At 65.9% G+C, this 14196-nt stretch carries 11 protein-coding genes and 1 pseudogene; 3 read left to right on the top strand and 9 right to left on the bottom strand.

Going from position 1 to position 14196, the window contains the following annotated elements; translation table 11 throughout:
• Nucleotides 1-128: 128 nt before the first annotated feature.
• Nucleotides 129-1532, top strand: coding sequence for a PLP-dependent aminotransferase family protein (locus ACFWF1_RS39980; RefSeq protein ID WP_379290375.1), 1404 nt, complete (start codon nt 129-131; stop codon nt 1530-1532).
• Between the two features lie 260 nt (nt 1533-1792).
• Nucleotides 1793-2524 carry a peptidylprolyl isomerase gene (locus ACFWF1_RS39975; RefSeq protein ID WP_379290373.1) on the top strand — a complete coding sequence of 244 codons (732 nt, stop codon included), beginning with the start codon at nt 1793-1795 and terminating at the stop codon, nt 2522-2524.
• Nucleotides 2525-2574: 50 nt separating this feature from the next.
• Here the strand turns inward: ACFWF1_RS39975 and ACFWF1_RS39970 are convergent, their stop codons facing one another.
• The 8 genes and pseudogenes from ACFWF1_RS39970 to arc all read right to left on the bottom strand — a co-directional run bounded on the left by ACFWF1_RS39970 (nt 2575) and on the right by arc (nt 12611).
• Entirely contained in the window at nt 2575-4509 is a 1935-nt protein-coding gene (locus ACFWF1_RS39970; protein WP_379290371.1) for a CocE/NonD family hydrolase, read from the bottom strand.
• Nucleotides 4510-4654: 145 nt separating this feature from the next.
• Nucleotides 4655-5071, bottom strand: a pseudogene (locus tag ACFWF1_RS39965) (VOC family protein); the annotation flags it as partial.
• Nucleotides 5072-5197: 126 nt separating this feature from the next.
• The gene (locus ACFWF1_RS39960) at nt 5198-5944 is read right to left on the bottom strand and encodes a methyltransferase domain-containing protein (protein ID WP_379290369.1); all 747 of its coding nucleotides are present in this window, start codon (nt 5942-5944) and stop codon (nt 5198-5200) included.
• Nucleotides 5945-5991: 47 nt separating this feature from the next.
• Nucleotides 5992-7203, bottom strand: a complete 1212-nt coding sequence (locus tag ACFWF1_RS39955) for a Fic family protein (protein WP_379290461.1) — start codon at nt 7201-7203, stop codon at nt 5992-5994.
• A 151-nt stretch (nt 7204-7354) separates the two neighbouring features.
• Nucleotides 7355-8869 (bottom strand): ArnT family glycosyltransferase, encoded by a 1515-nt coding sequence (locus ACFWF1_RS39950; RefSeq protein ID WP_379290367.1) that lies wholly within the window; start codon nt 8867-8869, stop codon nt 7355-7357.
• Nucleotides 8862-9497: a TetR/AcrR family transcriptional regulator gene (locus tag ACFWF1_RS39945; RefSeq protein WP_379290365.1), complete on the bottom strand. Its 636-nt coding sequence runs from the start codon at nt 9495-9497 to the stop codon at nt 8862-8864. Before ACFWF1_RS39945 ends, ACFWF1_RS39950 begins: the two co-directional genes overlap by 8 nt.
• Before the next feature lie 18 nt (nt 9498-9515).
• Entirely contained in the window at nt 9516-10766 is a 1251-nt protein-coding gene (locus ACFWF1_RS39940) for a carboxylesterase/lipase family protein (RefSeq protein WP_379290363.1), read from the bottom strand.
• 84 nt (nt 10767-10850) lie between these two features.
• Complete coding sequence (arc, locus tag ACFWF1_RS39935) at nt 10851-12611, bottom strand: proteasome ATPase (RefSeq protein ID WP_379290361.1); 1761 nt, start codon at nt 12609-12611, stop codon at nt 10851-10853.
• Between the two features lie 179 nt (nt 12612-12790).
• Here arc and ACFWF1_RS39930 point away from each other — a divergent pair, with 179 nt between their 5' ends.
• A complete protein-coding gene (locus ACFWF1_RS39930; RefSeq protein WP_379290359.1) occupies nt 12791-13300 on the top strand; it encodes a hypothetical protein in 510 nt (169 codons plus the stop codon).
• Nucleotides 13301-13358: 58 nt separating this feature from the next.
• On the opposite strand, the gene ACFWF1_RS39925 is transcribed toward ACFWF1_RS39930, so the two are convergent.
• Nucleotides 13359-14192 carry a tRNA (adenine-N1)-methyltransferase gene (locus tag ACFWF1_RS39925; RefSeq protein WP_379290357.1) on the bottom strand — a complete coding sequence of 278 codons (834 nt, stop codon included), beginning with the start codon at nt 14190-14192 and terminating at the stop codon, nt 13359-13361.
• Nucleotides 14193-14196 lie beyond the last annotated feature (4 nt).

Raw genomic sequence — 14196 nt, 5'->3', positions numbered from 1 at the left:
CGAGCGCACACCGCGCGCTGGTGCACCATCCCCGCACTCTCTCTCGGGATCTGCACTCGCAATAGGGCCCTATTGCGAGTGCAGATCCCGAGAGAGAGTGCAGATCCTGCGGGTGAGCGGGGTGGGTTGTGACGGTTGAGGGGACTAGGGATGCGGTGGGGCAGTTCATTGCGGAGTTGGGGGATCGGACGCCGGCGGGGATTGCGGCGGCGGTGAGTCGGCAGATTCGGTCGGGGGCGTTGGCGCCGGGGGCCAGGCTGCCGACTGTTCGGGAAGTTGCTCGCGAGTTGAAGGTTTCGCCTGCGACGGTGAATCAGGCTTGGCGGGCGCTTGCGGCGGCGGGGGCGATCGTCGCGCGGGGACGAGCGGGGACCTTTGTTGGTGCGCCTGCCGCTACCAGGCCCGTTACCGCTGTCGGCCGCTATCAGCGGCTACATCCGCCGTCCTACAGCGCTTTTCGGATCGATCTCTCCCGTGGCACACCCGATCCCGAGCTGCTGCCCGATCTCGGTGCCGCGCTGCGCGATCTCACCCGCGACGGAGCCAGCGACCTCGCCGCCGACTATCTCGGTGAGGCGGTGTTGCCGGAGCTGGCCGCGAAAGTCCGGGCCGACTGGCCGTTTCGTGCGGAACGGATCGCCGTCCTCGACGGCGCGCTGGATGCCGTCGACCGGCTGCTGTCGGCGCACGTCCGGCTCGGTGACGCGGTGGCGGTCGAAGATCCCTGTTTCCCACCGTTTCTCGACCTGCTCGCCGGTCTCGGCGCCCGGCCCATCCCCGTCCGGATGGACGAATCCGGTGTGCTGCCTGCCGAACTCGCCCGTGCCATCACCGATTACGATGTCACCGCGCTCATTCTGCAACCGCGCGGACAGAACCCCACCGGCGTCTCCCTCACCGCGCGCCGCATTCGCGAGCTGTCCGACATCCTGCTCGACGCGGGCACTCTCGTCATCGAGGACGACCACTCCGCCGGAATCGCCGCCGCCCCACTGCGTTCCCTCGGCAGCCGCCTCCCCCGCCGCACCGTCCACATCCGCTCGTACTCCAAATCCCACGGCGCCGACCTCCGCCTCGCCGTCGCGGGCGGCCCCGCCGACCTCCTCGACCCGGTCATCGAACGCCGCATGCTCGGCGCGGGCTGGACCAGCCGACTACTCCAACGCGTCCTGCTGAGCATGCTCGACGACGACATCGCCATTCACGCCGTCACCACCGCCCGCGCCGAATACCGCAGGCGCTCAGCCGAACTCCGCCGCGCCCTGGGCCGTCGCGGCATCACCGTCCCGCGCGGCGACGGCATCAACCTCTGGCTCCCCGTCGCCGACGAGAACGCCGCCATGATCTCCCTCGCCGCCGCAGGCATCAAAGCCGCGCCCGGCGGCCCCTTCATCGTCGGCGACCACCCGCCCACCGACCACCTCCGCATCACCATCTCCGTGCTCACCGACAACGATCTGGACTGGCTCGCCACCGAACTCGCGGCCGCCACCGTCGCCGCGCCCACCTACCGCCGCGTTCGGCGCGCCTGAGCGCACTTTTCGCTTGTTGTTCATATAGCCCAGAGACATCTGCCATCGAGGTGTCAGTGCCGTTTCGGCTTGTCCGATAGCCCACGAACATCTATCGGCCGGGCGAAGAACCCGTGAGTTATGCGAAGGACCCCTATTTACCTGCAGATGTGTGGAATTCGCAGCGATCGAGGCGGTCCCGGCCCGCTGACGGCGGGGAGATGGAATGATTCGGCACGGCATCAGCCGGTGCGCAATCCGATCGAAGGAGATTCCTAGCGGTGAGCAGCGAAGTGCAGGGGCGGCAGTTCGGGGACAGCAAGCGAGGATGGCGGTTCGGGGTGCCGCGCGGCGTGCTACGCGTGGTCGGGGTCGCGGCGGTCGCCGCGGCGCTCGCCGCGTTCGCGTCCGGTGGTGTTTCGGCGAATACCTTCGATGTGCACACCCAGCAGCAGGCCGCACAGTGCGTTGCGCCCGCGGACGGCGCGGTGACGGCGCGCACCAACTACCCGGCTCCCGGACCGGCCACCGAGCCCGGTGCCACCTACTCCGCGAAGCTCGACACCACCTGCGGGGCAATCGATATCGCGCTGGACCCGAAGGCGCCGCAGACGGTCAACTCGTTCGCGTTCCTGTCCAACGAGCAGTACTTCAACCACACCAAGTGCCACCGGATCACCACCAACGGCATCTTCGTCCTGCAGTGCGGCGACCCGACGGCCACCGGCACCGGCGGCCCCGGCTACCAGATCATCGACGAGAACCTCGCTGGCGCCACCTACCCGGCGGGCACCGTCGCGATGGCGAACGCGGGCCCGAACACCAACGGCAGCCAGTTCTTCCTGGTCTACAAGGACAGCCCGCTGCCGCCCAGCTACACCCCGTTCGGGCGGATCACCGGCGGCCTGGACGTGCTCCAGTCCGTCGCCGCCGCGGGCACCCGGGACGGCAGCCCGGACGGCGCGCCGCGTGACGACGTCGTCCTCAACAAGGTGGAAACCTTCAAGAACTAGTTTCTCCCCTCGAGACAATGGCGGCGTCCTCGACGCCGCCATTGTCGTTTCTACTTGTGCGGGGTGAGGTCGAACGTGGTCGAGCCGTTGTTGCCGGAGGGGATGAGGGGGACAGTGACCGAGGACGGGTGTTCGGGGTCCTTGTAGATGGTTTGGGTGGCCTGCTCGGTGCGGGTGCTCTCGCCGAAGGGTTCGCCGGTGTTGGGGTTCGGCGCGTACTGCGGATAGTCGCTGCTGGACACCGAGATTCGAATGCGATCGCCCGCTTTGAACTGGTAGCTGGTCGGCCAGATCTTGATGGTGAACTGGTAGGGCTGGCCGGGCACGATAGGTGTGGGGTTGGTGAGCGAGTCACGGAATGCGGCGCGGATGATGCCGTTGTTGAGGTTCACCGAAGAGCCGTCCGGCGCAAGCACTTCCAGGCGGGCGACGAAGTCGGTGTCCGGTGCGGTCGAGGAGGCCCAGAGTTTCACCGTGGTCGGGCCGGTGAGTTCGGTGTCGGCGCTGAGCGGTTCGGTGTCGTAAGTCAGTACGTCCGAACGTTGTTCGACGGCGGCCTGATCGAACGGTCCCTGCGGACCGGTGCCGACGCCGCAGCAGGAATGGCCGCCGACGCTCGGCGCCGGGTCGGTCGGGTCGTAGAGATAGTGGTCGGCGTCGGCCGGTCCGGTCGGTGCCTGCTCGACCAATTTACCGGTGCGCCCCGCAGTGCTGTTCGTGCCGCCGCCGTTGAAATAGTAAGTCTCCCATTGGGTTTGCGGCAGCGGCCAGCTCGGGGCCGACTTCCACCTGTTCGCTCCCATCACGTAATAGTCGACCCGCGGTGTGCCCGCGACGCCGTTGTCCACGCCCTTGAGGAAGTGGTCGTACCAGGCCAGCATCAACTCGTTGACCGGGCTGTTGCCGACCGGTCCGAGCTGGTCGAGCCGGGGCGCGATGGTCGAGGTCGGCCGGCCCCAGCCGAGGTGGTCCCACGGGCCGATCACCAGTCGCTGATTCTGCCGCGCGTCCGGCGTGCCGCCCTTGTCGACCATGCCGGTGAAGTTCTCGATGCCGCCGGACAGGAACGCGTCGTACCAGCCCTCCATGTCGAGCACCGGCACCTTCACGTTCTGGTAGCGCTCGCGGATGCTCCGGTTCTTCCACGAGACGTTGTAGGTCGAGTTGTGAATCCAGTCGAAGTACCACGGCGCGACCGCCGGATTGCCCGGCTGCATCGGCGGAAAGTCTTTGTACGGACGGAAATTCATCCACTGGGTGGCGTTCTGCATGGCGGCTTGGATCTGGTTCACCGCGGCGGTGTCGTGGCGCTGTTCGGCCGCTTCCAGCCCGATCGTGCCCATCGCCCACGGCTCGACGAAACCGAGCCGGAACTGGCCGCCCTCGTAGGTCCAGCCATCGTAGTAGTCGGACGCGGTGTTGGCCGGGACGATGGCGGCCAGATGCGGCGGGGTCTCGACCGCGGCGAGCCACTGGGTCGCGCCGATGTAGGACGAGCCGTACATGCCCACTTTGCCGTTCGTGCCGGGCAATTGGGCCGCCCACTCGACGCTGTCGTAGCCGTCGCGCATGTCGTTGTCGAACTCGGTGAAGACGCCGTCCGACTTGCCGAGGCCCCGGATGTCTTGAATCACAACCAGATAGCACTGCGAGGCGAACCAGTCCGGGGTCTGATAACGCGAAGGTTGGATCTGCGCAGCGGTTTTCCCGTATTGCGTGCGCATCAGGATGACGGGGACCTGATCAGTGGTCTTGGGGCGGTACACATCCGCCCGCAGGATCGTCCCGTCCCGCATGGCCGCGGGCACATCGGTCTGTTTATCGACCTCGCACTTCCCCCGCCCCTGGGTCGGCGGCCAGGTCCCCGCCTGCCCCGGCGCCGGTGTCTGCGTACTCGACGCCTTATTCGTATCGGAGCTCGAGGTACACCCGCCGACCAACACCCCCACGCACAACACCGCGGTGAGCAAGCGACCGATGCCCATTCCGTGACCAGACAAGCTGACACACCTCCCAGGAGAGGCGCTACCGGACACTCGACGCGTGCTGTTCGAACGCCTCTGTCGAGCAGATGCTATCAAGATCCACCAGCAAAGGTCCCATGAATGCGTGCAGTCGGCGGGCGCGAAATCAGTTGCTAGGCTGGCCGTTCAGGAAGTAGACAGCTTCCCAGAGGTGGTCGTCGGGGTCGGTGAAGTAGCCGGAGTAGATGCCCCAGGGACGTTCGAGAGGCGGACGAACGATGGTGCCACCGGCCTGTTGAGCTTGGTCGAGGATGCGATCCACGTCTTCGCGGGCGTCGACGAAGAAACCGAGACTCATCGGGGAACCGGCGACGCGATCGACCGGGAGCGCGGCGTCTTTGGCGAGGTCGGTGCGCGAGTAGAGCGACAGTGTCAGGCCGTTGTCCAGGGTGAACATCGCCGCCGATCCGCCCGGAGTGTCGCCGTCGGCGACATATTCGGTGCCGATGATGCCCGGCGAGGAGAGCCCGAGTCCGTCCCGATAGAAGCGGAGTGCGCGTTCGAGATCACGCACGCCCAGGGTGACCGCGTTGACATGGACTTTTCATGCTCGCATTCCTCCGCTCGAGGTCGACTTGATGTAGCTCCCAGTCAACCCGCACCGACGCGGTCGGTCTTGAACGAATCGGACACCGGCGCGTCGTCGCCTTCACGCACCTCGCCGGGCGACGGTGATGATCTCCGGACTGGTCGCCGTCACCGGGCTGCGATCCCAATCCCCGAACTGCTCCGCGACGACCAACCCTGCCTCGGACAAGAACGCGGCCAATCCATCCTGATCGAGAAACCGCAGTGTGCTGTGACTGACCTCGGGCTGATCCCACCGATCACAGGTGAAGGTGTGCGTGAACGACACCAGATCCCCCTCGACCGGCTCAGCAACCCGACACACACAGTGCACCACTGCCCCCTCCGCATCCGACACCACATCGGAATACCGCCGATCCCACGTCTCCCATTCCCGCACAAGCGGATTGCGCGTCTCGAACGCGAACCTTCCGTCGTCGGTCAACACCCCCGCAATAACCGCCAACGTATCCCGCAACTCGTCATCCCCCACCAACACCTGAAACGCATGCCCAGTCATCACCACCACCTCGAACTGCCCCACCCACCCCCGCACCGCACCCGCATCCCCCAGCACCCACTCGATATCCCCTTGCGCCCGTGCGACTTCCAGCATCCCCACCGCCGGATCCACCCCACACAACCGCCCCCGATGCCCCGCTCCCCGAGCCCGACGCAGCAATTCCCCAGTCCCACAACCGATATCGAGCACCGACCGAGCATCCATGATCAACGGCAGATAAAACCCGAAGTCCCCCCGCCCTTCCCACGGATTGAACCGGTCATACACCGCGGCCAACCGCGCCTCACTGAATGCCCTATCGACCATGCTCGAAGGGTGTCAAAGCCACCACCTCACCGCCACCCGTTTTCGCCTCAGCCACGCACCCGACGGATTCCGGCGGCGAAATCGTCCAAGGCGGCGAGGATGAAGTCGGCCTGCCACACCCGGTTGCGTGATCGCTGGGAAACCTCGTGGAGCACACCGAATTCGACCAAACGATCTATCGCCCGCTGGGCCGCGACGTCGCTGACCTGAAAGATCCGAGTGAGATAGGCGTTGTCGATCACCGGTTGCGCGACGAGCACATCGATCACCCGCCAGGCGATCGAATCGCTACGGGCAGTGGTCTTCTCGCGATACTCCGCGCGAATCGAACTCAGCTGCTCCACGAGAGCGGTTCCGCTGCCTATGGCGAAGAACACCGCGTCGATGAACTGACGGACGATCGGTGCCGGATCGCCCGCTCGGTACCGGTTCAACGCCTCGAAGTAGGCCGCCGTATCGACCAGCAGCCCGGCCGAAATAGGCACGGTCACATGCCGAGTCAGCCCCTTGCCACGCAGTATCGCATGCACCAGCGCCCGTCCGGTGCGACCGTTTCCGTCGGTGAACGGATGAATCGTCTCGAATTGCGCGTGCGCCAGGGCGATGTGGACGACCAGCGGGATGTCGTCACGACGCACGAAACCCACCAGGTCGGCGATCGCGTCCGGCACGCGCTCGTGATGCGGCGGAACGAAATCGGCGACATGCGGACCGATATTGCTGCCGCCGATCCATACTTGCTCGGTCCGCCATCGCCCGGCATGGTCCGAGTTGGATGATTCGAGCAGCGCCCGATGCATGGTCAGCAGCGTCTCGGCATCGACCGTACGGCTCAGCTCGACCGCCGCTTCCATCGCTCGAACGTTCGCGGTGACGATTCGCGCATTGCGGTTCGTGTGCTTGCCCAGTTCGGCGAGCGCGAGTTGCCGGGCCCCGACGGTCAGGTTCTCGATCTGCGACGATGCGGCACTCTCCGTACGCAGCAGCACGGCGCTCATCGGTCCGAGTTCGCAGTCCGCACCCAGCGCAGCGGAAACATGAGCGTCGAATCGCGCGAGTTGATTGGCCGCCTCTTCCGCCTCGGCCAGCAAGCCCGCCGGCAGGTCTACGACCGCGTCCGCAATCGCCGGAAGCACTGCCGCCGCGTAGGGACCCGTATGTTTGCGCAGCTGAGACCGAGACGCGTAGGCATCACGAACCGCCCACGGCCGCTCTTCGTATGCGACCGCGGGCCACCGGGGAACCGCCGGATCGTTCACCACGCTCTTACGTTAGCAAACTTTAAGGCGATAAGGTTTGGTAAGGGACATCGTTACCAAACCTTATGCCCTTAAGGTTGGGTAACCAGATCGCCCTACCGAACCCTGCGGCACGAGCCCATGCTCGCGACTCCGCCTGACTGACGCTCGTTCACAGGTTCAGCAGGCTCGGCCAAGTCTGCGACCAGGGGGCGTGGGGGTGGTCGCAGCGCCAGATGGTGACGTCGCGGGTGGAGCCGGGGAAGCCGAGGGGGGCGTCGGCGCGGCCGATGGGGGTTACGGAGGCGAACAGGGGGCTGATGTCGGATTCCTTGTTGCCTATCCAGAGGATGGTGGTTGCGGAGTCGGGTGGGGTGCCGAAATAGCCGTAGCCGCGGTTGGGGCTGTAGATGGCGGGGAGGTTGGTGCCGTAGATGTCGAGTGCGCTTGCCTGCCAGTAGGAGTCGGTGATGATGGCGACGTTCGCGCGGTCCGCTTCGGGGAGGGATTGATAGGCGGTTGCCGCGGCTGCGGCGAGTTCGGGCCAGCCGAATCGGCCGTAGACGCTGATCGACAGGCCTGCCTGGGCCTGGCTCTTCGCGGGCTTGATCGCGGACTCCGGCTGCCAGGGCATCGAAATCGCCACTAGCACAACGGATAAGACGATCACCGTAATGGTGGTAATGGTGCGCGGACGGCTGGCTTTCGCGGTCCAGCGCACCGCGCCCGCGGCGAAGATCGCGGCGAAGCAGCCTGCCGCGTAATACGGTCTGCCGTCGGTGACGATGAAGACGACGGTGAGCGACAATGGGAGCATGGCGAGGAATCGATACTGGCGCAACGGTTCCCAGCGGAACAGGGCCACGATGCCGTAGATCAGCAGTAGGCCGCCGAGCAGTCCGGCGGAGGCGATGGCCAGCGGCAGCCAGCTGTAGCGGCCGCCGATGGTGGCCTGTTCCGCAGCGACAACGGCGCTGAGCCGCAGCTGCGGCCAGTCGTGCGCGGCCTGCCAGATCAGGCTCGGCAGCGTGAAGACGACGACCAGGCCCGCGCCCAACCACAGTGCGGGACGGCGGAACAGGTCACGCGGGCCGTACAACGCTACGCCGATCGCGATGGCGATCCAGAAGAACGGGATCAACCATTTGACCTGCATGTCCACGGCGGTGGCCAGCGACGCCCAGAGCAGCAGCGAGTCGTGCCGGGTGCGTACCCAGCGGATGAGCAGCCAGCTGATCAACACCCACAGCGCGGTGTCGACGGTGTTGGTGGCCAATTGAGTTCCCTGCACCAGCAGGAAAGGTGAAGTGGCGTAAGCGGTTGCCGTCAGCAGTTGGGCGTTGCGTGATCCGCCGAATTCCCTGGCGATCTGCGCGCTGATCAGCACTGCGGCCACCGTGACCAGCATCGCTGGAATACGCTGTGCCACCATGGATTCCGGCGCGATGATATCCATCAGCCGGGCGATCGCGGGCAGCAGCGGACCCTGATCGGCGTAACTGACCGCGAGCCTGCGACCCGCGGAGATGAAATACAGCTCGTCACCGAAGAATCCGTAGCGGCCCGCCGAAGCAAGCAAGGCGATCGCCGAGACGATCGCGATGGCACCTACTCCAGCGAGCGCGAAGGGCGGCTGCTCGTCGGTCGTATCCGATTGCCGCACTTGGGTTGTCGCAACGTCAGTCATCTTCCCCCGCTTTTCGCGTAGCCAAATCGAACAACCGGCACATGTGTGCCGTGTACCCGTCCATGTCAAAATCCGGTTCCCTGATCGCCCGCCCGGCCGCGCCGTCGATCGCATCGCGGATCGACTTCGCCATCACTAACGGGTCGAACTCGCCGAAGTCCCCGGCGCGCTGGCCTTCCTGCATGATGTCGACCAGCGGCACAATGATTTCCCGCTCCCCGTCGGCCGAGGCGAACTTCGGCCTGCCGTCCGTATCGCGCAGGTTCAGCACCACATCGGTCAGCGCCGCGACGTAGTTCGTGTTCGCGGCGATGAACGCGAGATTCGATTCGATGTAGGCCAGCAACATGTTTCGCGGCCCGATCGCCGCGGCGACCTTCGGCCCGATGTGCTCGGCACCCGAGATGTACAACTGAACGACCAGTTGTGTCATCAGATCGTCTTTGCCGGCGAAGTGGTAGGAGATGACCCCCTTGGAGATCCCGGCATGCTTGGCGATCCGCGCCAGCGACGCATTGCCGTACCCGACCTCGGAGATCACCTCGACCGCGGACGCGATGATCTGCCGCCGCCGCGCCTCTTCGATGAACGACCTTTGCTGGCCGTCTGGACTACTTTCTGACCACACGGCCAAATATTAGCACGATCAGCCAGTGAAGTGCCGGGTGCTGCCGCGCTCCCACCCCGGATCCCCATCCCGGACGAAACCGATCCAGCTGCGGCGCATCTCGTCTACCAGCCGCTGCGGACGCTCACCTTGCAGCATCGGCGCGTCCCGCCAGGCGTCCGCAGCGCCGAGCAAGAACGGCAGCTCCAGGCAGTGGCACGCACCGAACGGACTGCCTTCCGGCTGCCAATCGAACCGGAACAGCCACGGCGCGACCCCGCGTTCGCTGAGCACCGCACCCAGCCGCCGGGTCGGCTCGCCGAACCCCTGCTCGGTCGCCTGTTCCACAGCGTTCCAATCGTCGGAGAAGAACGCGGCCGCCTCGTCCCTGGTCGTACCCAGCAGCATCGGCATGGTGCTGCGCCGCCCCACCGCGCCCGCCGGGTCGGCATCGACCAACGTCCCGTCACCCGTCAACTGGAACGGCGGGATGATCCGGGACGGCGCTCGACTCGCGACCGCGGACTGCGCGGCCAGCAACTCGGCCACCGGCACCGCCCCGAGCTGTCCGGCCTCGATGCCCAACTCCTGCAACAACTTCTCGCCGGTCCGCGCCGCCGCGTCCGGCGTATCAGGCAGCATGCTGAGCGGCGTGCTCTGCAGCACGGCCTGCTGGAACAGCCCACTCCCCTGCTCGCCCGACAGCATCGCCACCAGCGATATCGCACCCGCCGACTGCCCGGCCGCGGTCACTCGATCAGGGTCACCGCCGAACGCCGCGATATTCTCCCGCACCCAGGTGAGCGCGGCGATCTGATCGAGCAGCCCCAAGTTGCCGTCACTCACGCCGGGCAGCCGCAGATACCCGAACACGCCGAGGCGATAGTTCACGGTCACTACCACGACGTCCCCCAGCGCAGCGAACTCCGCCCCGCTGTACCACCCGAGACTTCCTGCGCCACTGGAGAATCCACCGCCGTGCAGAAACACCAGCACCGGATGCCCAGCCCCCGGCGGCGCCCACACATTCAGCGACAGACAATCCTCCCCCTGCGGAATCTCGAAGTCCCCCATCACCCGAGCCAGCCGAGACGCCAATTGCGGTGCCGCCGGACCGAATTCGGTTGCCTCCAGAACGCCGGTCCACGGCGCACTCGGCTCCGGCTTACCGAACCGCGCCGCCTGCGCATAAGGAATACCCCGATAGGCCGTCACCGCCCCTTCGACAACACCACGTATCTTCCCCGCACCGGTCTCGACAACGGCCGACTGCTCAATCTCACTGGTCATGCGTCCGAGTCTGCCGCGCCCCGGCCACCGACCACACGAAAAAGCCGCGCTCCCAGCGGAAGCGCGGCCTTTTCGTACTGAAACCTACAGGTACTGACCCGTGCTGGACTCGGTGTCGATCGCCCTGCTCGCGCTGGCGTTCTTGCCGGTGACGAGCGTCCGGATGTAGACGATCCGCTCGCCCTTCTTGCCCGAGATGCGGGCCCAGTCATCGGGATTCGTGGTGTTGGGCAGGTCCTCGTTTTCGGAGAACTCGTCCTGGATCGAATCGTAGAGATGCTGCAGGCGCAGGCCGGGGTTGCCGGTGTCGAGGACGGACTTGATGGCGTACTTCTTGGAGCGGTCCACGATGTTCTGGATCATGGCGCCGGAGTTGAAGTCCTTGAAGTACAGGACTTCCTTGTCACCGTTGGCGTAGGTGACCTCCAGGAAGCGGTTGTCCTCGCTCTCGGCGTACATCCGGTCGACGACCCGTTCGATCATCGCCTGGACGCAGGCCAGCTTGTCACCGCCGAACTCGGCGAGATCGTCGGCGTGCAGCGGCAGCGTCTCCGTGAGGTACTTGGAGAAGATGTCCTGTGCCGATTCGGCATCCGGCCGCTCGATCTTGATCTTCACGTCCAGGCGGCCGGGCCGCAGGATCGCGGGGTCGATCATGTCCTCGCGGTTGGAGGCACCGATCACGATGACGTTCTCGAGGCCCTCGACGCCGTCGATCTCCGACAGCAGCTGCGGCACGACCGTGGTCTCCACATCGGAGGACACGCCCGAACCACGGGTGCGGAAGATGGAATCCATCTCGTCGAAGAACACGATCACCGGCGTACCTTCGGACGCCTTCTCGCGGGCCCGCTGGAAGATGATCCGAATGTGGCGCTCGGTCTCACCCACGAACTTGTTGAGCAGTTCGGGGCCCTTGATGTTCAGGAAGAACGACTTGGCTTCCTTGGCATCCTCACCGCGCGCCTCGGCGATCTTCTTGGCCAGCGAGTTGGCCACCGCCTTGGCGATGAGCGTCTTACCGCAGCCGGGCGGACCGTAGAGCAGCACGCCCTTGGGCGGGCGCAGCGCGTACTCGCGGAACAGGTCCTTGTGCAGGAAGGGCAGCTCCACCGCGTCCCGGATCTGCTCGATCTGCCGACCGAGACCGCCGATGTCGGTGTAGTCGACGTCCGGAACCTCTTCCAGCACAAGGTCTTCGACCTCGGCCTTGGGAATGCGCTCGAACGCGAATCCGGCCTTGGTGTCCACCAGCAGCGAATCACCAGGGCGCAGTTTACGAATCGGGGAGTCCGGGTCGTCCATGTCGTCGTACTCGGCGACCTTGGCCAGCGGACCCGCCAGCCAGACCACGCGTTCCTCGTCGGCATGACCGACGACGAGGGCACGACGGCCGTCATCGAGGATCTCCCGCAGGGTGCCGATCTCGCCGATCGCGTCGAACACTCCGGCCTCGACGACCGTGAGTGCCTCGTTGAGCCGGACGGTTTGACCGTATTCGAGGGTCGAGGTCTCGATGTTCGGTGAACACGTCAATCTCATCTTGCGACCCGAGGTGAACACGTCGACGGTCTGATCGTCGTACACGCCGATCAGGATCCCGTATCCGCTCGGCGGCTGACCGAGCCGATCGACTTCCTCACGCAAGGCGACGAGCTGCTGGCGCGCTTCCTTGAGTGTGTCCATCAGCTTGGTGTTGCGAATCGTCAGCGAATCGATGCGGGCTTCCAATTCCCGTGCACGATCCGGCGAATCGGCGAGTTGCCTGCGGAGTGCAGCCGCTTCGGCGCGTACCGCCTCGAGCTCTCTCCAGGCCGCCGAATCCGAATTCTCGATGGGGCTCATGTGCTGCTCCTCCCAGTCCCGGTCTATCAACGCTACCGGGCGCGAACCGTTCTCGCTTTCCGACATGGTTTCGTCGTGATCACATCTGGGCTGCGATCGACCGCCGGATGACCATGTTAGCCTGCCCTAACCCGCACTCGGTGAGCCCGCTCGCCGACCGAGCCGAAAGGTTGCTGAATATGCTCCTTCCCGCCAGAACCCTCCGCGTTTCTCTTGCTACCGCTGCCGCCGCCCTCGCCGTTACCGCCGGGCTGGTCGGCTGTAGTTCCGATGACAACAAATCCGATGCCAAGGTCTCTTCCTCCAGCACAGTGGCCTCGACCAGCACCGCGCCTGCCGCTGCCGCGGGCGCACCGACCCCGGAGACGCTGCAGGCGGTTCTGGTCAAACTGTCCGATCCGGCGGTACCCACGGCGGACAAGGCCAAGCTGATCGTCGACGGCGAAAAGCGCACGGCGAACATCGATCAGATGAACAAGGGCCTGGCCGGTTACGCACTGACCTTCGCAGTGGCGGATGTCACAACGCAAGGCACCACCGCGAACGCGCAGGTGACCATCAACTCGCCGCACGGCGCCGCCCCCGCGGTGCCGATCAGCTGGGAGAACGTCGGCGGCACCTGGAAGCTGTCGGACGCCAGCGGCTGCCTGCTGCTCGGCTTCGCGCAGGCGCCCTGCGTCCCTGCCTGATCCGCGACGCCGGCCGAGGGTGGTGTGCGGACACCCTCGGCCGCGTTCAGGCGGCGCGTCAGCCCTTCGAGGGCCTGCGCTGCGGCTTGGGGGTCACCGTGCCCTCGGCGAGCCTGCGCGCGCTCACCAGGAACGCCGTATGGCCCTGCATACGGTGCTCGGGGCGCACCGCGAGGCCGACCACGTGCCAGCCGCGCACGATCGATTCCCAGGAGCGCGGTTCGGTCCAGCACTCCTGTTCGCGCAGCGCCTCCACCACCTTGGACAACTGGGTGACGGTTGCCACGTAGATGATCAGCACGCCGCCGGGGACCAGCGCCTTGGCCACCGCGGGTAGCGCGTCCCACGGCGCGAGCATGTCCAGCACGGCGCGATCGACCGGTTCGCCCGCGTAATCGGCTACGTCCCCGACGGTCAGCGACCAGTTAGCCGGACGTTCGCCGTAGAAGGTTTCGACGTTGCGGATCGCGTGATCGGCGTGATCCTGGCGGATTTCGTACGAGACCACCTCGCCCTGCGGCCCGACGGCACGCAACAGCGAACACGTCAGCGCGCCGGAGCCCGCGCCGGCCTCCAATACCCGCGCGCCGGGGAACATGTCGCCCTCGTGCACGATCTGCGCCGCATCTTTCGGGTAGATCACGGCCGCACCGCGCGGCATCGACAGCACGTAGTCGACCAGCAACGGGCGCAGGGCCAGATACGGTGTGCCGTTGGTGGAGTTGACCACGGTGCCCTCGTCGGCGCCGATCAAGCTGTCGTGCTTGATCCCGCCCCGATGGGTGTGGAACTCCTTGCCCTCCTCCAAGACCACCGTGTACAGGCGCCCCTTGGCATCGGTCAGCTGCACCCGGTCACCGAGGGTGAATGGCCCGGTCCGTCTGGCCGTCATGTAT

The sequence above is a fragment of the Nocardia sp. NPDC060255 genome (assembly GCF_042727395.1).
GTDB lineage: Bacteria > Actinomycetota > Actinomycetes > Mycobacteriales > Mycobacteriaceae > Nocardia.
This window is presented reverse-complemented; position numbering and strand designations above follow the sequence as displayed.